At 65.9% G+C, this 19272-nt stretch carries 16 protein-coding genes; 13 read left to right on the forward strand and 3 right to left on the reverse strand.

Going from position 1 to position 19272, the window contains the following annotated elements:
* Positions 1-96 precede the first annotated feature (96 nt).
* From pilG to MO486_RS07695, 8 genes are all read left to right on the forward strand, one after another.
* Positions 97-495 carry a twitching motility response regulator PilG gene (pilG, locus tag MO486_RS07660; protein ID WP_242905804.1) on the forward strand — a complete coding sequence of 133 codons (399 nt, stop codon included), beginning with the start codon at positions 97-99 and terminating at the stop codon, positions 493-495.
* A gap of 19 nt (positions 496-514) precedes the next feature.
* Entirely contained in the window at positions 515-880 is a 366-nt protein-coding gene (locus MO486_RS07665) for a response regulator (RefSeq protein ID WP_242905805.1), read from the forward strand.
* A 1-nt stretch (position 881) separates the two neighbouring features.
* Positions 882-1451 (forward strand): chemotaxis protein CheW, encoded by a 570-nt coding sequence (locus MO486_RS07670; RefSeq protein WP_242905807.1) that lies wholly within the window; start codon positions 882-884, stop codon positions 1449-1451.
* A 30-nt stretch (positions 1452-1481) separates the two neighbouring features.
* Positions 1482-3497 carry a methyl-accepting chemotaxis protein gene (locus MO486_RS07675; RefSeq protein WP_242905809.1) on the forward strand — a complete coding sequence of 672 codons (2016 nt, stop codon included), beginning with the start codon at positions 1482-1484 and terminating at the stop codon, positions 3495-3497.
* Between the two features lie 85 nt (positions 3498-3582).
* Positions 3583-9909 (forward strand): Hpt domain-containing protein, encoded by a 6327-nt coding sequence (locus tag MO486_RS07680; RefSeq protein WP_242905812.1) that lies wholly within the window; start codon positions 3583-3585, stop codon positions 9907-9909.
* Positions 9902-11116 (forward strand): chemotaxis protein CheB, encoded by a 1215-nt coding sequence (locus MO486_RS07685; protein ID WP_242905814.1) that lies wholly within the window; start codon positions 9902-9904, stop codon positions 11114-11116. The genes MO486_RS07680 and MO486_RS07685 overlap by 8 nt, the downstream gene beginning before the upstream one ends.
* Before the next feature lie 10 nt (positions 11117-11126).
* Positions 11127-11591, forward strand: coding sequence for a chemotaxis protein CheW (locus tag MO486_RS07690; protein ID WP_242905816.1), 465 nt, complete (start codon positions 11127-11129; stop codon positions 11589-11591).
* 43 nt (positions 11592-11634) lie between these two features.
* Positions 11635-12708, forward strand: a complete 1074-nt coding sequence (locus MO486_RS07695) for a heparan-alpha-glucosaminide N-acetyltransferase domain-containing protein (protein ID WP_242905818.1) — start codon at positions 11635-11637, stop codon at positions 12706-12708.
* A 34-nt stretch (positions 12709-12742) separates the two neighbouring features.
* Here MO486_RS07695 and MO486_RS07700 read toward each other — a convergent pair whose 3' ends face one another.
* Both MO486_RS07700 and bioA read right to left on the reverse strand, forming a co-directional pair.
* Positions 12743-13483, reverse strand: a complete 741-nt coding sequence (locus MO486_RS07700) for a 16S rRNA (uracil(1498)-N(3))-methyltransferase (RefSeq protein ID WP_242905821.1) — start codon at positions 13481-13483, stop codon at positions 12743-12745.
* The gene (gene bioA, locus MO486_RS07705) at positions 13474-14907 is read right to left on the reverse strand and encodes an adenosylmethionine--8-amino-7-oxononanoate transaminase (protein ID WP_242905823.1); all 1434 of its coding nucleotides are present in this window, start codon (positions 14905-14907) and stop codon (positions 13474-13476) included. Before bioA ends, MO486_RS07700 begins: the two co-directional genes overlap by 10 nt.
* Positions 14908-14990: 83 nt before the next feature.
* Here bioA and nudE point away from each other — a divergent pair, with 83 nt between their 5' ends.
* Genes nudE through MO486_RS07725 form a run of 4 tightly spaced genes read left to right on the forward strand, consistent with a single transcriptional unit; the run spans position 14991 to position 17490 of the window.
* Positions 14991-15539: an ADP compounds hydrolase NudE gene (gene nudE / locus MO486_RS07710; RefSeq protein ID WP_242905825.1), complete on the forward strand. Its 549-nt coding sequence runs from the start codon at positions 14991-14993 to the stop codon at positions 15537-15539.
* Between the two features lie 10 nt (positions 15540-15549).
* Positions 15550-16350 carry a 3'(2'),5'-bisphosphate nucleotidase CysQ gene (gene cysQ / locus MO486_RS07715; RefSeq protein ID WP_242905826.1) on the forward strand — a complete coding sequence of 267 codons (801 nt, stop codon included), beginning with the start codon at positions 15550-15552 and terminating at the stop codon, positions 16348-16350.
* Positions 16351-16354: 4 nt separating this feature from the next.
* Positions 16355-17191 (forward strand): nucleoside triphosphate pyrophosphohydrolase, encoded by an 837-nt coding sequence (gene mazG, locus MO486_RS07720; RefSeq protein WP_242905829.1) that lies wholly within the window; start codon positions 16355-16357, stop codon positions 17189-17191.
* On the forward strand, positions 17188-17490 hold the full coding sequence (locus MO486_RS07725) for an Mpo1-like protein (protein ID WP_242905830.1): 303 nt from the start codon (positions 17188-17190) through the stop codon (positions 17488-17490). The genes mazG and MO486_RS07725 overlap by 4 nt, the downstream gene beginning before the upstream one ends.
* A gap of 604 nt (positions 17491-18094) precedes the next feature.
* Here the strand turns inward: MO486_RS07725 and MO486_RS07730 are convergent.
* On the reverse strand, positions 18095-18436 hold the full coding sequence (locus MO486_RS07730; protein WP_242905831.1) for a DMT family protein: 342 nt from the start codon (positions 18434-18436) through the stop codon (positions 18095-18097).
* Positions 18437-18545: 109 nt separating this feature from the next.
* Between MO486_RS07730 and MO486_RS07735 the strand changes: the two genes are divergently transcribed.
* Positions 18546-19259 carry a response regulator transcription factor gene (locus tag MO486_RS07735; protein WP_242905832.1) on the forward strand — a complete coding sequence of 238 codons (714 nt, stop codon included), beginning with the start codon at positions 18546-18548 and terminating at the stop codon, positions 19257-19259.
* The last annotated feature ends 13 nt before the right edge of the window (positions 19260-19272 follow it).

Below are 19272 nucleotides of genomic sequence, written 5' to 3' on the forward strand. Positions count from 1 at the left end.
ATCGCGCTTGACAGGCTTCGCGCGGACTGGGATATAGGGACATTAGCCGCGGCGCAGGATGCGTTTTCCGCGCGGCGTGTTTGAAGGGGAAAAGTGATGCAGGATGAAGGTCGGACCGGCAACCTCAGCGGGCTGAGGGTCATGGTCATCGACGACTCCAAGACGATCCGCCGCACCGCGGAAACGCTGCTCAAGCGTGAGGGTTGCGATGTGTTGACGGCGACCGACGGCTTCGAGGCTCTGGCCAAGATCGCCGATTCGCAGCCCCAGATCATCTTCGTCGACATCATGATGCCGCGCCTGGACGGCTATCAAACCTGTGCGCTGATCAAGAACAACCAGATTTTCAAATCCACGCCGGTCATCATGCTGTCCTCCAAGGACGGCCTGTTCGACAAGGCGCGGGGTCGCATCGTCGGCTCCGAGCAGTACCTGACCAAGCCGTTCACAAGGGAAGAACTGCTCGACGCCATTCGCAAGCACGTCAACGCCTGACCGGGGGGTAGGGCAAGACATGGCAAGAATTCTGCTGATCGAGGACTCGCCGACCGATACGGCCGTCCTGACCCAGCTGCTGGAACGCAATGGGCACCAAGTGCTGGCTTCGGGTAGCGCCGAGGATGGCATCGCCATGTGCAAACGCGAGCTGCCGGACCTGGTGCTGATGGACATCATCCTGCCCGGCATGAACGGCTTCCAGGCCACGCGCGCGTTGTCGAAGGATGCGGCGACCAGCGCCATCCCGGTGCTGATCGTGAGCACCAAGAGCATGGAAACCGACCGCGCCTGGGGCCTGCGCCAGGGCGCTCGCGACTACATCGTCAAGCCGCCACGCGAGGATGTCCTGATAGCGCGCATCAACGAGCTGCTGCACAGCTGACATGGTCAAGTCGTCCTCTTCCAGCCGGCAAACGCCGTTCGAGTTGCTCGCCGACTACGAGCGCAAGAGCCTGGCGCACGTGCCCGGCTTGCCGGAGCAGCTCGATGCGCCCGGGCTCTGGCGTGGCGTCGGCTATCGCGTCGGCACGCATCGCCTGGCCTCGGGTTTCGATGAGGTCATCGAAATCCTGCCATTGCCGCCGATCACCCCGGTGCCCGGCGCGCAGCCCTGGATGCTGGGCGTAGCCAATATCCGCGGCAATCTGCTGCCGATCGTGGATCTCAAGCAATTCCTCGAGGGTGAGCGCACAGTGCTGCACGAAGGACAGCGCGTGCTGCTGGTGCGCCAGGGCGGCGGCGACGTCGCGGTGACGATCGATGAGCTGTATGGCCAGCGCAGCTTCCACGACGAAGAGAAGATCAACACCGAAGGCCTGGCCGAGGGCACGCTCTTCGAAGGCAGGTACGCGCATTTCATTGACCGGGCCTATCGCCTGGCCGACCAACCGTGGGGCGTGTTCAGCCTGTCGTTGCTGGCGCGTACCCCCGAATTCAGACAAGCCGCGGCCTGAGCCGCACCGTAAGAGAGATCGAGGTCGAACATGAGCACTGTGATGGATAGCGCCGGCAAGGGCCGCGGCCTGGGCACCAACTTCTGGCTGACGATGCTGGCGATCGCGCTGGTGGTCTTCGGTGCGAATACCGGCTATGCGACCTGGAAGGCCCAGCGCCTCGGCGGTGCCAGTACCTCGGCCTCGAACCTGCAGGTCAACTCGCAGAAGCTCGCGGTCCAGGGACGCGCGGCGGTTGGTGGTAGCGCCGATGCGTACCGGGCGTTTAAGGACACCAAGGCGCAGATCGACAGCGACGTGAAAACGCTGAACGATCGCTTCGGTACCACCGCCGATGTTTCCGGGCCGATCTCGACCGTCACCGGCACCTGGGACCTGCTCGGCAAGAACGCTGAACAGCTGATCGCCAGCGAGCCTGCGGTGCTGGCGCTCGCCGGCCACGCCGACAAATTCACCGGCCGCGTGCCGCAGCTGCAGGCCCAGCTCGACGAAGTGGTGCGCGCAATGACCGGCGCCGGTGTCGCCGGCACCCAGGTCTACATCGCAGTGCGCCAGGTCGTGCTGGCCGCGACCATGTCCAGCCGCGTCACCCAGATTCGCGCCGGCGGCGAAACCGCCGCGCTCGCGGGTGATGCGCTGGCGCGTGACGCCGGCGTGTTCGAACAAGTGCTCAAGGGCCTGCGCGAGGGCGGTGCCGCGAACGCGCAGAAGGTGACCAACCCTGCCGCGGTCGCCTCGCTGAACCAGGCCAACGCCTTGTGGGTGGAGATGAAGAAGGACCTCGACGCCATCCTCGGCACTTCGAAGAACCTCTTCAGCGCGCAGGCCGCCGCCGAGTCGCTCACTGCCGAATCCGACAAGATGCTGGGCGAAAGCGTCGACCTGTTCCGCGCCTTCACCACCTTCGGTTCGCTCAAGGACAAGAGCTTCCTCGGCAACATCTGGATCTCGATCGTATCCGGCCTGCTGGCGATCCTCGCGATCGCAGGTTTGCTGTACTCCCTGAACGCCGCGCAGCGCGCCCGGTACCAGACCACCAAGGAACTCAACGACCGCAACCAGGAGGCGATCATGCGCCTGCTGGATGAAATGGGTTCGCTCGCCGAAGGCGACCTGACCGTGAAGGCGACCGTGACCGAGGACATGACCGGCGCGATCGCGGACTCGATCAACTTCGCCGTCGAACAGCTGCGCAGCCTGGTGGCGACGATCAACGACACGTCGGTGCAGGTGGCATCGAGCGCACAGGAAACGCAGGCGACCGCCATGCACCTGGCCGAAGCCGCCGAGCACCAGGCGCAGGAAATCAATTCCGCCTCCGACCGCATCACCGAAATCGCGGCCAGCATTAACCAGGTCTCGCGCAACTCCGCCGAATCGGCAGACGTGGCGCAACGCTCGGTGCAGATCGCAACCAAGGGTGCGGGCGTGGTGCGGCAGACGATCGCCGGCATGGACTCGATCCGCGACCAGATCCAGGAAACCTCCAAGCGCATCAAGCGCCTGGGCGAGAGCTCGCAGGAAATCGGTTCGATCGTCGAACTCATCAACGACATCTCGGAACAGACCAACATCCTCGCGCTGAACGCGGCCATCCAGGCGGCCTCGGCGGGCGAAGCGGGCCGCGGGTTCGCGGTCGTGGCCGACGAAGTGCAGCGCCTCGCCGAACGCGCGTCGAACGCGACCAAGCGAATCGAGACGCTGGTCCAGACCATTCAGTCCGACACCAACGAAGCGGTCAGCTCGATGGAGCAGACAACTTCGGAAGTGGTCGCCGGTGCACGCCTTGCGGAAGACGCCGGTACTGCGCTGGGTGAAATCGAAAAGGTGTCGGTGGACCTGTCTACCCTGATTCAGGGCATCTCCTCGGCGGCGCAGCAACAGACCAGCGCGGCGTCGAATATCACCGCGACGATGAACACGATCCAGCAGATCACCGCGCAAACCTCGCAGGGCGCAAACCAGACCGCCGAGTCGATCGGCAACCTGGCGCAGCTCGCGGCCGACCTGCGTCGTTCGGTCGCCGACTTCAAGCTGCCGGCCTGACGGGTAGGGCACACGCAAGGATGAACACGCTTGCTCCCGGCCAGCGCGCCGCACATCGCCACGCGCCTCCTCGCGGAGGTGTGCGATGACTGCGTTGCGCGATGCCATCGACACCACCACGCTGGGCTGGATCAAGCCGGAGCTGGATGAGACCCTGCGCCAGGCACGGGTCGAGATCGAGGCCTACGCCGAAGACCCCGCCGACAGCGGCCGGATGCGCGCCTGCGCCAACTTCCTGCATCAGGTGCACGGCACCTTGCGCATGGTCGAGTTGTACGCACCGGCGATGGTGGCCGAGGAAATGGAGCGGCTGGCGCAGACGTTGTCCGGCGCCGACCAGGGCCAGGTCGGCGATCGCGACGAAGCCTGCGCCGCCTTGATGCGCGGTGCTGTGCTGTTGCCCGATTACCTCGAACGCTTGCAGGGCGGGCACAAGGACATCCCGATCGTCCTGCTGCCGCTGCTCAACGAATTGCGCGCCGCACGCGGCGAAACCGGCTTGAGCGAGAGCGTGTTGTTCGCGCCCGACCTCGACCGTCCGCTGCCTGACTCGCTGCCCGAACCCACCCCGCTGCCGCGGCAGAGCCGGCAGCTGGTCGCCAGCCAACAGCTCACCGCCCTGCGCGAAGCGCTGGCGGGATGGCCGGAAGAAGGCGTGCCGGCGAACATCGCCGCGTTGGGGCAGGCGATCGACGGCCTGCTCGACAGCGCCGACCACGAAGCGGTCCGGCGCATGCTGTGGGTGGCCGCGTCGGTCACCAATGCCTTGCGTGACGGCGCACTGGCGCCGACGCGTGCGCTGCGCCAGGCCTTCGCCAGCGTCGAGCGCGAAGCGCGGCATGTATTCGAGGACGACGGCTTCGCCGCACCGCGCGCGGAACCGACCTTCGAGCCAACCCGCCAGCTGCTTTTCCACGTCGCCCACAGCGATCAGTCGCACCCCGCGCTCGACAGCCTGCGCAAGACGTTCGACCTCGCTGCGCAACAGCCCAGCGAATCCGAACTCGCGCACGCGCGCGGCAGCCTCAGCGGCCGCAACCGCGCATTGCTCGACACCGTTGCCGCGGCGATCAAGGAAGACCTGCTGCGGGTCAAGGACGCACTCGACCTGCACCTGCGCACCAAGCAAACCGGTGTGGCCGACCTGCAGCCGCAAGTGGAGGCCCTCGGCCGCGTCGCTGACACCCTCGGCATGATGGGCTTGGGTGTCGCCCGCAACGTCGTGCTGCAGCAGCGCGATGCGATGCACGAGATCGTCTACGGCAACCGCGCCGCTGATGAAGGCGCATTGCTCGACGTCGCCGGTGCACTGCTTTATGTCGATGCGTCGCTCGACGACCAGGTCGCGCGTCTTGGTCGCACCGGTGAAGATGAAGAAGATCCGCTTGCGAGCGAATCGCGCAAGGTCGTGGACGTGCTCGCGCGCGAAGCCATCGCCAACTTCGCCGATGCCCGCCAGGCCTTCGTCGCCTTCGTCGAAACCAGCTGGGATCACACCCAGTTGACCGATGTGCCGCGCTTGCTCGATGAAGTCGCCGGCGCACTGCGCATCCTCGAATTGCCACAGCCGGCCGACTACCTCACCGGTATCCGGCGCTACACCCAGAACGAATTGCTCGGCCGCCGTCGCGTTCCGAACGGGCAGCAGCTCGACACCCTCGCAGACGCGCTGGCCAGTCTCGAGTACTACCTGGAAGCGTTGCGCGAGCAACGGCCGAACCGCGAACGTATCCTCGAGATCGCGCGCCAAAGCCTGGAGACGCTGCGTTATTGGCCGCTGCCGCCCGCCGAAGCGGTGGCACAGGTGCCGGTTGCGACCGATGCCGACGCGGATGCCGAAACCGAAACCGAAACCGCCACGTACGATTCCGCGCCAGCCGTGCCGGCTGCGACACCGGCGGTGGCGACTCCGCCGGCACCGCCGGTTCCGGCCCATGCGCCTGCGCCGGTCGCCACCGGCGCTGCGGGCGGCTTCGAGGCCACCGGCGACGAGATCGATGACGAAATCCGCGAAGTCTTCCTCGAGGAATTCGAGGAAGAGATCGGCCATCTCGACGAGATGCTGCCGCCGTGGCGAGCTGACCCCGAGAACCTGGAACGCCTGCGCCCGATCCGACGCGTGTTCCACACGCTCAAGGGCAGCGGCCGACTGGTCGGTGCCAAGACCCTCGGCGAGTTCAGCTGGAAGGTCGAGAACATGCTCAACCGCGTGCTCGATGGCACGCGCCCGCCGACGCCGGCGGTAATCGCGGTCGTCGACCAGGCGTTCTACACCTTGCCGCAGTTGCACGCGGCGTTGCGCGGCGAGGGCCGGCTCGACGCCGATCTCGAAGGCATCCAGGACGTAGCCGATCGCGTCGCCGGCGGCGAAGAAGCGATCTATAGCGCCAGCATGGCGGCTGCAGCGGCAGCGACTACAGCTGCAGCAGCCGAAGCGGCAGCGCCCATTGTTGCGATGGCTGAAGTCGCAGCGGTTGCTGCCGAGGCGCCGGGCATTCCGGCGACGGTCGATCCGGTACTCCTGGAAATCCTCGGCGCCGAAGTCGGGGGCCATCTCGCCACCGTCGACGAGTGGCTGAAACGTGCGACGCCCGCCCCGGTCCCGGCCGAAGACGCGCTGCTGCGTTCGGTCCACACCATGAACGGCGCCTTCGCGATGACCGAAGTGCCGGCCATCACCGACGTCACGGGTCCGGCCGAGGGCTACATCAAGCGCGCTCTGGCCGCGGGCGTGGTGCCCAGCGCCGAAGCCGTGGCCGCATTGAATGAGGCCGCAGGCGCGATCCGCCGCACCATGACCGCGCTGCAGTCGCCGTCCCCGCGCGTTCCGGTCTACACCGAGCTGGCCGCTCAACTGACGACCCTGCGCGACAGCTTGCCGGAAGCCAAGGCGGCGCCGTTCCCGATCATGGAGATGGACGAGGAGCTGGGCGCGCTCGACCTCAGTGAGTTCACCAATCTCGCCGAAACCGCCCCCGTCGACACCGGTCTGCCGATTAGCGCTACCGAGGAGACCGTGGCTGCCGAACTGGCCACCGGTGAGTTGGACCCGACCGAACTCGCCGCCCTCGACCTGAGCGCCTTCACCGACCTCGCCGACACTGCGCCGGTCGACACTGCCTTGCCGGTGGCCGCCGAAGAACCTGCGGCGGACGATTTCGTGCTCGAGGATCTCACCATTGAGGAACTCGACGGCGCCGAAGCGATCGAGCTGACGGGCGAAGAGTCGATGCTCGAAGAGGTGCCAGTCGAAAGCGTGTCGCTGGAAAACGCCTATTTCGACGACCAGCCGCTCGAAAGCACCACCCTCGCCACAACTGCCGACGACACTGCCCAGGCGGCGCAACTCGAAGCCGAGCGCATCGCCGCCGCCGAGGCCGAGGAATACGCCCGCCTCGAAGCCGAGTACGCCGAAGCTGACCGCATCGCGCGTGAGCAACAGATGGCGGTCGAACTGGCTGACGCACAACGCGCCGAAGCCGAACGTCTCGAAGCGGTGCGTCTCGAGTTCGAACGCCTTGAAACGGTGCGCCTTGCGGAAGAAGCAGAGCAGACCGAAGCCGCGCGCGTTGCGGAAGAAGCCGAACGTGCTGAAGCCGCGCGCGTTGCGGAAGAAGCCGAACGTGCCGAAGCCGCGCGACTGGCAGAAGAAGCCGAACGCGTCGAAGCCGCGCGACTGGCAGAAGAAGCCGAACGCGCTGAAGCCGCACGCGTGGCCGAAGAAGCCGAACGCGCAGAAGCCGCACGCGTGGCCGAAGAAGCCGAACGCGCAGAAGCCGCACGCGTGGCCGAAGAAGCCGAACGCGCTGAAGCTGCACGCGTGGCGGAAGAAGCCGAACGCGCCGAAGCTGCACGCGTGGCCGAAGAAGCCGAACGCGCTGAAGCTGCACGCCTGGCCGAAGAAGCCGAACGTGTCGAAGCAATGCGTCTGGCCGAAGAGGCCGAGCGCCTGGCTAACGAACAGGCCGCTGCGGCGGCAGTCGAACCTGCGCCGGTGCCGGAACTGGCGATCGAACGCCTGCTCGCCACCGCACTCGCCACCAGCGTCGACCCTGACCAGCCGTTGGACCTGACCGATCTGGATCCGGAGCTGGTCGATATCTTCGTCGAGGAAGGCAGCGACCTGCTCGATCATTCCGACGGTCTGCTCGCGCAACTGCGCGCAGCCCCGGGCGAGCGCGAACCGCTAGTAGGATTGCAGCGCGACCTGCACACGCTCAAGGGCGGTGCGCGCATGGCCGGCATCATGGCGGTGGGCGAGCTCGGCCATGTCATGGAATCGTTGCTCGAGGCGGTGGTCGAACATCGTTCCGAACTCGGCCGCGACGGCATTCCGCTGCTGGAACGCGGCTTCGATCGCCTGCACGCAATGATCACCCGCGTTGGCGCGCGTCGTGCGATCGCAATGCCGGAAGCACTGATCGCCGAATTCGAAGCCCGTTCGCGTGGCGAAGGCTATGTCGCGAGCACCATCCCGGCAGCGCCAATGGCGACCGAAGCCGAGCCCAAGGTCGTCGAACTCAAGCCGCTGTCGGCGCCGATCGACACGATGTTCGGCGACGAGGAAGGCGAGACCGGCGTACGTGCACCGCAGGAACAGGTGCGTATCCGCGCCGACCTGCTCGACCGCCTGGTCAACTATGCCGGCGAAGTCGCGATCTACCGCGCCCGCCTCGAGCAGCAGCTCGGTGCGTTCCGCGGCGCGATGGTGGAAATGGAGCAGACCAACGCGCGCTTGCGCGACCAGCTGCGCCGCCTCGACAGCGAAACCGAAGCGCAGATCATCGCCCGCTACCAGCGCGAGCATGAGGTCGGCGACGAAACCTTCGATCCGCTGGAACTCGACCGCTTCTCGACCCTGCAGCAACTCAGTCGCGGCCTGGCCGAATCCGCCGCCGACTTGACCAGTCTGCAGCAGTCGATGGACGACCTCACGCGCCAGTACGAAACTCTGCTGCTGCAACAGTCGCGGGTGAGCTCGGACCTGCAGGAAGGCCTCATGCGCACGCGCATGGTGCCGTTCGACTCGCTGGTGCCGCGCCTGCGTCGCGTGGTGCGGCAGGCCGCCACCGACACCGGCAAGCAGGTGCAGCTGCAACTCGACGGTGCCCAGGGCGAACTCGACCGCAACGTGCTCGAGCGTATGACCGCGCCGCTGGAACACATGCTGCGCAACGCGGTCGCGCATGGCCTGGAATCGCCGCAGGATCGCAAGAAGGCGAAGAAGCCGGACGAAGGCACCGTCCGCATCGCGATCCGACGCGAAGGTTCGGAAGTGGTGCTGGAAGTCAGCGATGACGGCGCCGGCCTCAATCGTGCCGCAATCCGCAAGCGCGCCGAGGAGCGCGGTTTGGTCCGCAGTGATGTGGTGCTGGCCGACGCCGATCTCGACATGCTGATCATGGAGCCGGGCTTCTCCACGGCCGACGAAGTCAGTCGTCTGGCCGGCCGCGGCGTCGGCATGGACGTGGTCGCCTCCGAAGTGCGCCAGCTCGGCGGTGCGCTCGACATCGTTTCGAAGAAGGGTGAGGGCACCAACTTCATCCTGCGCCTGCCGCAGACGCTGGCGGTCACCCAGGCGGTGTTCGTCAAGATCGGCGAAACCACGTTCGCAGTGCCGATCGCTTCGGTACGCGGCGTCGGCCGCATCGGTCGCGACAAACTCGCGCAAGGCGATGCCGTCTATTCGTACGGCGGTGAAGACTACACGTTGAACGACCTCGGTACGTTGGTCGGCCATGCGCCGGCCAAGGCCGAAGGCCAGCTACAGATGCCATTGCTGTTGATCCGCTCGGGCGAACTGCGCGCCGCCGTCACCATCGACCACGTGCTGGGCAACCGCGAAATCGTGGTCAAGCCAGTCGGCCCGCAGGTGATGTCGGTGCCGGGCATCTTCGGCGCGACGATCATGGGCGACGGCAGCGTCGTCGTGATCCTCGACATCGCCCCGCTGGTGCGTCGCCATGCCGCGTTGCCGCGCGATGTCGAGGCGGCGCCGGCGGTCGAACAGCGCCGCGTGCCGCTGGTGATGGTGGTTGACGACTCGGTGACGATGCGCAAGGTCACCGGCCGCGTGCTCGAACGCCACAACTTCGAAGTCGCCACTGCGAAGGACGGCCTCGACGCGCTCGAACGCATGGACGAACGCGTACCCGACCTGATGCTGCTCGACATCGAAATGCCGCGCATGGACGGCTACGAACTCGCCAACGCGATGAAGCTCGATCCACGCCTGCGCAACGTGCCAATCATCATGATCACCTCGCGTACTGGCGAGAAGCATCGCCAGCGCGCGTTCGAGATCGGCGTCGAGCGTTATCTCGGCAAGCCCTATCAGGAGCACGAGCTGCTGCGTAACGTGTTCGACCTCCTGGCGCAGCAACGTGCCAATGAAGGCCGTGCGAATGACTGAGACCCGACGCGTCGCATTGCTGGCGCGCCCGGGCGAAGCCTGCGAACGGCTGCGTGCAGCGCTCGCCGAGGCAGGTGGCGAGATCGTGCTCGAGGCCGATCCGTCCACGCTCGCCGCGGAAACGCTGCGCGCCTCGTCACCCCAAGTGGTCCTGATCGCACTGGAGCCGTCGGTGGAAGTCGCACTCGACCGCTTCGACAGCGTGCTTGGCGATCCATCCGTCGCCGTGATCTTCGACGAAGCCGAACTCGCCGCGCGTCGTACCGGTTGGGATGCCGCGCGCTGGACGCGCCACCTGCGCGCCAAGCTGTCCGGCAGCGACGACGTGCTGCCGCCGGGTCGCGAACCCGAACATGACATGTTGCCATTGCCTGGCCGCCCGCCGTCGCCGGGGCAGCGCGACGCCGACGTCCCACTGGCTTCGTTCGCGAACGAAGCCGAAACGGTGGCGCCCCAGGTGCCGAGCGAACCGGTCGTCGGGGAGCCCAAGCGCGCGAGCATCTTCGGCGAACTCAGTCTGGTCGACGATGCGCCGGTCGACACGACCGATGCTGCGGCAACCGCAAGTAATGAAGCCGCCGATGCGCTCTTCAAGAATGATCTCGAGGACCTGCAGCGCCGCATCGCCGCGATGGACTTCTCCGATGCGCCGGCCGCTGCATCAGCACCAGCTGCGGTTGGTTCGGCGCATGCGCGCGGTGCGGTCCTGATCCTGGCCGGCATCGGGGGCCCCGATGCAGTACGACAGATACTGACAGCGCTGCCGCAGACGTTCTCGCTCCCGGTGCTGATCAGCCAGCGCCTCGATGGTGGCCGCTACGATCGTCTGGTGCAGCAGATGGCGCGTGCGACTTCGTTGCCGGTGCATCTGGCCGAAGCCGGCGTGGTGGCTGCGGGTGGCAACATCTATATCGTCCCACCGGAACTCGGCGTCGCCGAATCCGACAACACGCTGCGCTTCGTCGCCAATGCGCCCTTGCTTGCCGGATTGCCGGCATCCGACAGCGCCATCTTCCTGCTCAGCGGCAGCGATCCGGCAACAGTCGATGCCGCAATGGCGCACGCCGCGCGCGGCGCGCTGGTGGCCGGGCAAGCGCCGGAAGGCTGCTACGACGGCGCCGCGCCCAACGCCTTGATCGCGCGCGGCGGCAATGCCGGTTCGCCCGCCGACCTGGTCCAGCAGCTGCTGAAGCGCTGGCCTGCCTGAGGTTCACGAGATGACGACCACTAGTGACATCCGCGGTGTCTTGATCCAGGTGGCTGGCGGACGCTTGCTGCTGCCCAACGCGACCATCGCCGAAGTACTGTCCTTCGCCGATCCGGAAGCCATCGACAACACGCCGGACTGGCTGCTCGGCCGTATCCGCTGGCGCGGCTGGCAGTTGCCGCTGATCGCGTTCGCGCGCATGTCCGGCATCGCCGAGGAACAGGGCGGCCTCGGCAGCAAAGTGATCGTGCTCAAGGCGTTCGGCGGCAATTCGAAGATGCCGTACTTCGCCGTGCTGACCCAAGGCTTCCCGCGACTGGTCACCATTGCCCGCGACAGCCTGCTGGTCGACGAAGTCACCGACCTCCCGCCAGGCGTCAGCGCCCGCGTCCGTCTCAACGAGGACGATGCGTTCGTACCGGATCTGAGTGCGGTCGAAGCGTTGATCGGCGAAGCGATGGCGCAAGCCGCCTGAGCTTCGTGATGCCCGCGCTGGATTGCCGCGCGGTTCTGTTCGCATGACATCCGTGTCGACGATGCGGTTCGCGTCGGTCGACGCGCTGCGTGGGATGACGGTCGCCGCGATGCTGCTGGTCAACAATCCAGGCGATTGGGGGCACGTCTACGCGCCATTGCGACACGCGACGTGGCATGGCTGCACGCCTACCGACCTGATCTTCCCGCTGTTCCTGTTCATCGTCGGCGTCTCGATCACGCTGTCGCTATCGCCGCGCCTGGAACGCGGCGATCCGCCGCAAGGCCTGGCTAAACCGGTGATGGTGCGGGCGGCGCGCATCGTTGCGCTGGGATTGCTGCTGCACTTGTGTGCCTGGTGGGCATTCGACCTGCCGCACTACCGGGTGATGGGCGTGCTGCAGCGGATCGGCCTGTGTTTCGCCGCTGCCGGGATGGTCGCCCTGTTCCTGCCGGCGCGTGCGCAATGGATTTTGTGGATCGTCGTGCTGCTTGGCTACGCCGGCCTGCTCGCTGCCGGCGGCTCGTATGCGCCCTTCGACAACCTCACGAGCCGTGTCGATAGCGCGGTGCTCGGCGTGCACGTATACGAGTTCGACGCCACCGGGCGCGGCCACGATCCGGAAGGTTTGCTCAGCACGCTCGGCGCCTTGGCCACCACTTTGCTCGGACTGCGCGCCGGCGACTGGCTGCGCCGGGGACGGATCCGGTTGCTATGGCTCGCGGGTGCGATGGCGCTGACCCTGGGCTATGCCTGGTCTTTCGCTTTACCCATCAACAAGAATCTGTGGACGTCGTCGTACGTGCTGTGGACCGGTGGCTGGGCGTGCTGGTTGCTCGCGCTGTGCCACTGGCTGATCGATCGTCACCGCGGTCCTGCGATCGGACGTGCGTTCGGCGTGAACGCGATCACGGCGTATGCCGGCTCGGCGTTGCTCCTTTACGCGCTGGCGGCGGCCGGGTGGCTGGCGCCCATCTACCAGCACGGCTTTGCCGATTGGATGGACCCGCGGTTTGGCGCGTACTTCCCGTCGTTGGCCTACGCGCTCGCCTTCGTCATGCTGTGGTGGGGCCTGATGCGCTGGCTCGATGCGCGGCGGGTTTACTTCAAGATCTGAGCGCTGTCGCCAGGGGGCTCGAATCCGGCGCTCGTTACGTGAGATCGCCGAATCGCGCTTGCAGTGCGGCAATGGCGGCAAGCCCGGCGGTTTCTGTGCGCAGGATGCGCGGGCCGAGGCGCAGCCCGCTGAACCCGGCTTCGCGCAGGATTTCACGATCACGCGGCGACCAGCCGCCCTCCGGACCCACAGCGAGCACGCATCCGGCGTTCACGGGCAACGATAGGGTTGCGGTCGACTGCGCCGCTTCGGGATCGAGCAGGAAGCGTGCGGAAGTCGTTGCCGGCAATTGCGTCAATGCCGATTGCAGCGGCAGTGGTGCAGCCACGGCCGGCACGCACGCACGTCCACTCTGTTCGCAGGCCGACACCACCACGCTGCGCCAGTGCGCCACGCGCTTGTCGGCGCGCTCGCCTTCGAGCCTGACCTCGCTACGTTCGCTGCTCACGGGCACGACAGCCGCGATGCCGAGTTCAGTCGCTTTCTGCAGGATCAGATCCATCTTCTCGCCGCGAGCGACACCTTGCACCAGGGTGATCTGCAGCGGCGATTCATTATCGATCACGCGCGCGCCAAAGACTTCGGCTTCGACGCTGCGCTTGCTGGCCGCGAGAATGCGCGCATCGTAGTCATGGCCGTCACCGTTGAACAACACGCAGGCATCGCCCGGCTGCAGGCGCAGCACGCGGACCAGGTGGGCGGCGGCATCTTCCGGCAGCACGATCTTCGCGCCCGTCGCCAAGACGGTATCGACATGGACGCGGGTCAGGCGCATGCGGTGGCCTCGTCGATCGCCGTGCGCGTGGTTTCCGCCAGCAGTACGAGCTGTTCCTCGTCGATGCAGTACGGTGGCATCCAGTACAGCACGTCGCCGAGCGGGCGTAGCACCACGCCGCGTTCGAGTGCGGCGCGATAGGCACGCAGACCGATGCGCAGCGCCGGATCGAACGGCGTGCACTTGTCGCCGTGCCTGGTCAGCTCGAACGCGACGATCATCCCGGCCTGGCGTACATCGGCGACATGCGAATGCGCAGCCAACGGGGCGGCGAGCTCGGTCATCCGCGTGGCCGTGACACGATTGCGCGCGAGCACGCCGTCCTCGTCGAAGATCTGCAGCGATCGCAGCGCCGCGGCGCAGGCCAGTGGATTGCCGGTATAACTGTGCGAATGCAGGAAGGCACGTTCGCGCGAATCGCCGAGGAAACCGTCGTAAATGTCTTGCGTCGCCAACACGGCGGCCAGCGGCAGGAAGCCGCCGGTGAGGCCTTTCGACAGGCACAGGAGATCCGGAGCGACCCCCGCTTGTTCGCAGGCGAACAGGGTGCCGGTGCGACCGAAGCCGACCGCGATTTCGTCGGCGATCAAGAACACCCCGTGCGCGTCGCACAGTTCGCGCGCACGCTGCAAATACAAGGGGTCATGCATGCGCATGCCCCCAGCGCATTGCACGCGTGGCTCGAGGATCAGCGCACAGATCTCACCGGCGTGGCGTTCCAGCAATTCACGCAATGCGACGGCGGCGCGTTCCGCGCAATCGATGGCACTTTCACCCGCCTCGGCCTGATACGCGTCCGGCGACGGCGCGAACACGGCTTCCGCCAGCAACGGCGCATACACACGTCGGTACAACGGAATGTCGCCGACAGCGAGCGCGCCGATGGTTTCGCCGTGATACCCGTTCTCGAGCGCGATGAATTTCGTACGCTTGTGCTCGCCGCGGTTGTGGAACCAGTGGAACGCCATCTTCAGCGCCACTTCCACGCCGGCCGAACCGTTGTCGGCGTAGAACACTTTTGACAGCGGTGCGCGTCCGTCCTCGCGCGGTGCCAGCGACAACAGTTTTTCGGCAAGCTCGACTGCGGGCTGGTGCGAGAAACCGGCCAGGATCACCTGTTCCAGTGTGCGCGCCTGCGCGGCGATCGCGTCGGCGATGCGCGGCTCGGCATGGCCGAACAGGTTGGTCCACCAACTCGATACGGCGTCGAGGTAACGACGGCCGTCGCGACCGACCAGCCAGGCGCCGTCTCCGTGCGCGATCGGCACCAGCGGCAGGACGTCGCCGCGCCCGTTCTCGGCGGGCGCGCCCGAGTCCATATGCTCGCGCATCTGCGTGCAGGGGTGCCACAGTACGGCGAGGTCGCGTGCTCGCCAGTGCGCGGCGTCGGCTATCATCGACGCATCGTGAGTGCCTTCGTTCATCCCGACATTATCCTTTGTCTCAAAGCGGCCTGCCTTAAAGCCGCTGGCCTAGAAGCTGCCCGCCGCGGCGCCGGAGCCGCGCAATGAGCCATAAGCTGCCGACCATCCACAGCATCACCGAGCACGAGGCCGGTCCATACCGGATGGAGCGGATCGATCTCGAATTCGACAACGGCGAACGCCGCCGCTACGAACGCCTGCACGGGCGCGGCCATGGTGCGGTGGTCGTGGTGCCGATGCTCGACGCCGACACGGTCCTGCTGGTGCGCGAATACGCCGCCGGCGTGCATCGCTACGAACTCGGCCTGGTGAAAGGACGCATCGATGCCGGTGAAACGCCTGAACAGGCTGCGGACCGCGAGTTGAAGGAAGAAGCCGGCTACGGCGCGCACTCGCTGCACGTGCTGCGTTCGCTGAGCCTGGCGCCGACCTACATGAGCCACCAGACCCATCTCGTCATCGCCCGCGAGCTGTACCCGGAGCGCTTGCCCGGAGACGAACCCGAAGAACTCGAAGTGGTGCCGTGGAAATTCGATCGCCTGCATGAGCTGATCCTGCGCGAGGATTTCTCCGAAGGCCGCTCGATCGCGGCGCTGTTCATCGCGCGCGAATGGTTGAGGACAAGCCAATGAAGGCAACGCAATGAAAATCGACACCACGCTGCGCGAAGGCGCGATCACGCTCGCCCGCGATGCCGCCGCGGCGATCATCGGCATCTACGACAGCGCATTCGCAGTCGAGCACAAGGCGGACGCCAGCCCGCTCACGGCCGCCGATCTGGCCGCGCACCGCATCCTGGTCGAAGGCCTGGAACGACTGACGCCGGATATCCCGGTGCTGTCGGAAGAAGCGGCGGAGGATGCGACCTGGAATGTGCGCTGCGGCTGGCAGCGCCTGTGGCTGGTCGACCCGCTCGACGGCACCCGAGAATTCGTCAAGCGCAATGGCGAATTCAGCGTGAACCTCGCACTGATCGAAGACGGCGTGCCGGTCTTCGGCATCGTGCAGGCACCGGTGACGGGCACGTTGTGGCACGCCACGCGCGGCGTCGGCGCGTTTCGCCGCGAGGGCAACGACGAAACGACCTTGCACACCCGTCGTCCCGCACGCGCGCCGTTGCGCGTTGCCGCCAGTCGTTCGCATCGCGATGCACGCACCGAAGCTTTCATCGCGAAGATGGGTGAGGTCGAGCCGATCGGCCTCGGCTCGTCGCTGAAATTCTGCAAGCTGGCCGAAGGCGGCATGGATGTCTATCCGCGCTTCGGCCCGACCAGTGAATGGGATACCGCAGCGGGGCAATGCGTGCTGGAAGCCGCAGGTGGCGTGGTGATCGATCCGAAAGGCCGGCCCCTGCGCTACAACCAGCGCGACACGCTGTTGAATGGTGACTTCCTCGCCCTCGGCGATCCGGGGCTGCCATGGCGGGACTGGCTGGAAACCTGATGCGATGAACGATTCGGCGCCGATGGCTTCGGGCGACATCGACGATCTGCTCGCGATCATGGCGCGCTTGCGCGATCGCGAATCCGGCTGCCCCTGGGACGTCGAACAGACCTTCGCCACCATCGCGCCCTACACGATCGAGGAGGCCTATGAAGTCGCCGACGCGATCGACCGCCACGACCTGCACGGGTTGAAGGACGAGCTCGGAGACTTGCTGCTGCAGGTCGTGTTCCATGCGCGCATGGCCGAGGAGCAGGGTGTATTCGCTTTCCGCGACGTGGTCGCCGCGATCAGCGACAAGATGCTGCGCCGGCACCCGCACGTGTTCGCCGGGGCCTCGGTCGAGGACGCCGAAGCGCAGACCCGTGAGTGGGACGAGCACAAGCGCCGCGAGCGCGATGCCGCGGGGCACGAGGACACCTCCGCACTCGCCGGCATCGCCCGTGGCCTACCGGAGTGGCAGCGCGCGGTGAAGCTGCAGCACAAGGCGGCCAAGGTCGGCTTCGATTGGCCTGGCCCCGAGCCGGTGATCGAGAAACTGCACGAAGAGATCGACGAGGTCCGCGTCGAGTTCGCCGCGGTCGCCGCCGATCCCAAGGACGCGATTGCCCGCGACAAACTCGAGGACGAGATCGGCGACCTGCTGTTCGTCTGCGCCAACATCGCCCGCCACGCCAAGGTCGACGTCGGCAGCGCGCTGCGTCGTGCCAACCACAAGTTCGAACGCCGCTTCCGCGCGATGGAAGCCCTCGCAGCCGAGGATGGTGTCGACTTGTCCGCGTTATCGCTGGAGGCGCAGGATCGCTACTGGGATCGAGCCAAGGCCGGGGAACACAAATGAGCCGCTTCGACAGTTTCCGCGAGTTCTATCCGTTCTACCTCGGAGAACACGAGAACCTGATCTCGCGCCGCCTCCATTTCATCGGCAGCATCGGCGTCCTGGGTTTCCTCGCCGCGGCGATCTTCACCCGCAATGCATGGTGGCTGCTGGGAATGCCGCTTTGCGGCTATGCCTTCGCGTGGGTCGGTCATTTCTTCTTCGAACACAACAAACCGGCGACGTTCAAACATCCGCTGTATTCGCTGATGGGCGACTGGGTGATGTTCAAGGACATCCTTGTCGGCAAGATCAAGTTCTGAAGCATTGACAGCGACTTCTTGTAGGAGCGGCTTCAGCCGCGACTATCCTCGACCCAGATCGCGTCCCAAAACGGATAATCGCCTACCTTTTTTGCAAGTCCCGGCCCGTATCGGGTTCATCACCAGATAACGAGCTGCAGCAAGCAGGTCGTCCTCGCTACGCAGCGCGCGGTCGTAATAGCCAGCTGCCCAAATGCGTCCAAGTCCGGGATGCGTTTGCCGCAGGTGGCGCGCACTCGCTCCCTTGAGCCGCCCAATGCAGATAGAGAGCGGCTCGTTGCCGCCTAATGCCACCATGCCGTGCCAGTGGTCTGGCATTAGCACCCAGGCCAGAAGCCGTGACTTTCGCCATCCTGATGGCGCGGCCAGAAACCTCGCGGCGTCGGTAGCGATGGTCCACGAAGCGAAATGACGATCGCTTCCAGCTGTTCGAAAGGTGACGTGATAGATCTGGCCAGTGATCGACCATCGGCCCTTTCTCAAGGCAAAGCGTCCCATGGCCAGAATATGGACATTACGTCCGGCTTTGGAAATCGGTGAATCGTGACGAGTTTGATCAGGGTTTTCCCAGTGGTCGCGGCTGAAGCCGCTCCTACAGGGATAGTCACTCCAGGAAGATCAGCCAGGCGGCCACGGCGATCAGCGCAAACCCTGCCCAGTGGTTCCACTTCAGCGGTTCGCCCAGGTACCAGGCCGAGAACCCGGCGAAGACCAACAGCGTGATCACCTCCTGCATGCCCTTGAGCTGCGGCGCCGAATAGACCGCGCTGCCCCAGCGATTGGCCGGCACCATCAGCGTGTACTCGAACAGGGCGATGCCCCAGCTGACGAAGATCACCGGCAGCAAGGGCGAAGTCTTGTACTTGAGGTGACCGTACCAGGCGAAAGTCATGAAGACGTTGGAACCCAGCAGCAGGGCGATGGGCAGCAGGCGTTCGATGGGCATGGCGACGTGTGGGGTGAAATCGGCCGCTAGCCTAACGTCTTCACGGAACCTCCACCCGATGGACGGCACTCTTCACAAAGCTGAAGATGACCTTCCCCAAGGAGGCGCTATGCGCAGCAGTGAAGAGCCCGCCGGGCTCGTCCTCATCGTCGAAGACAACCGCAATATCTCCGAGATGGTCGGCGAATACCTGGAAGGTCGCGGATTCGAGGTCGATTACGCCTCGGACGGGCTGGACGGCTACCGGTTGGCCGCCGAGAACAGTTACGACGTCGTCGTGCTCGACCTGATGCTGCCGCGCCTCGATGGCCTGGAAGTGTGCAAGCGCCTGCGCGAGGAAGCCCGCAAGTCCACGCCGGTGCTGATGCTGACCGCGCGCGACACCCTTGATGAAAAACTCACTGGTCTGAGCGCTGGCGCCGACGACTACCTGACCAAGCCCTTTGCGATCCAGGAGCTCGAGGCCCGGCTGCGTGCCCTGATCCGCCGCGAACGCCGCCAGGTCGGCGCCGAGGTCCTGAAGGTCGCAGACCTGGTCCTCGATCCGGCCAGCCTGCGCGCCACCCGCGGCGGCAACGAGCTGCAGCTTTCGCCGATTGGACTGAAGCTGCTGACCATCCTGATGCGCGAATCGCCGCGCGTGGTCAGCCGCCAGGAAATCGAGCGCGAGATATGGGGCAATGGCCTGCCGGATTCGGACACTCTGCGCAGTCACCTGTACAACCTGCGCAAGACCATCGACAAGCCGTTCGAAAAGCCGCTGCTGCACACGGTGCAGAGTGCCGGCTATCGCATCGCCGACATCGAACAACCGCCCGCGTAGTCGTCACAGGCCC

It is taken from the genome of Lysobacter sp. CFH 32150, from assembly GCF_022758295.1.
GTDB lineage: Bacteria > Pseudomonadota > Gammaproteobacteria > Xanthomonadales > Xanthomonadaceae > CFH-32150.

Excerpts from the sequence above, each read along its gene's own strand:
- pilG (WP_242905804.1), top strand. The coding sequence starts at position 97 with ATGCAGGATGAAGGTCGGACCGGCAACCTCAGCGGGCTGAGGGTCATG.
- MO486_RS07665 (WP_242905805.1), top strand. The coding sequence starts at position 515 with ATGGCAAGAATTCTGCTGATCGAGGACTCGCCGACCGATACGGCCGTC.
- MO486_RS07670 (WP_242905807.1), top strand. The coding sequence starts at position 882 with ATGGTCAAGTCGTCCTCTTCCAGCCGGCAAACGCCGTTCGAGTTGCTC.
- MO486_RS07675 (WP_242905809.1), top strand. The coding sequence starts at position 1,482 with ATGAGCACTGTGATGGATAGCGCCGGCAAGGGCCGCGGCCTGGGCACC.
- MO486_RS07680 (WP_242905812.1), top strand. The coding sequence starts at position 3,583 with ATGACTGCGTTGCGCGATGCCATCGACACCACCACGCTGGGCTGGATC.
- MO486_RS07685 (WP_242905814.1), top strand. The coding sequence starts at position 9,902 with ATGACTGAGACCCGACGCGTCGCATTGCTGGCGCGCCCGGGCGAAGCC.
- MO486_RS07690 (WP_242905816.1), top strand. The coding sequence starts at position 11,127 with ATGACGACCACTAGTGACATCCGCGGTGTCTTGATCCAGGTGGCTGGC.
- MO486_RS07695 (WP_242905818.1), top strand. The coding sequence starts at position 11,635 with ATGACATCCGTGTCGACGATGCGGTTCGCGTCGGTCGACGCGCTGCGT.
- MO486_RS07700 (WP_242905821.1), bottom strand. The coding sequence starts at position 13,483 with ATGCGCCTGACCCGCGTCCATGTCGATACCGTCTTGGCGACGGGCGCG.
- bioA (WP_242905823.1), bottom strand. The coding sequence starts at position 14,907 with ATGAACGAAGGCACTCACGATGCGTCGATGATAGCCGACGCCGCGCAC.
- nudE (WP_242905825.1), top strand. The coding sequence starts at position 14,991 with ATGAGCCATAAGCTGCCGACCATCCACAGCATCACCGAGCACGAGGCC.
- cysQ (WP_242905826.1), top strand. The coding sequence starts at position 15,550 with ATGAAAATCGACACCACGCTGCGCGAAGGCGCGATCACGCTCGCCCGC.
- mazG (WP_242905829.1), top strand. The coding sequence starts at position 16,355 with ATGAACGATTCGGCGCCGATGGCTTCGGGCGACATCGACGATCTGCTC.
- MO486_RS07725 (WP_242905830.1), top strand. The coding sequence starts at position 17,188 with ATGAGCCGCTTCGACAGTTTCCGCGAGTTCTATCCGTTCTACCTCGGA.
- MO486_RS07730 (WP_242905831.1), bottom strand. The coding sequence starts at position 18,436 with ATGCCCATCGAACGCCTGCTGCCCATCGCCCTGCTGCTGGGTTCCAAC.
- MO486_RS07735 (WP_242905832.1), top strand. The coding sequence starts at position 18,546 with ATGCGCAGCAGTGAAGAGCCCGCCGGGCTCGTCCTCATCGTCGAAGAC.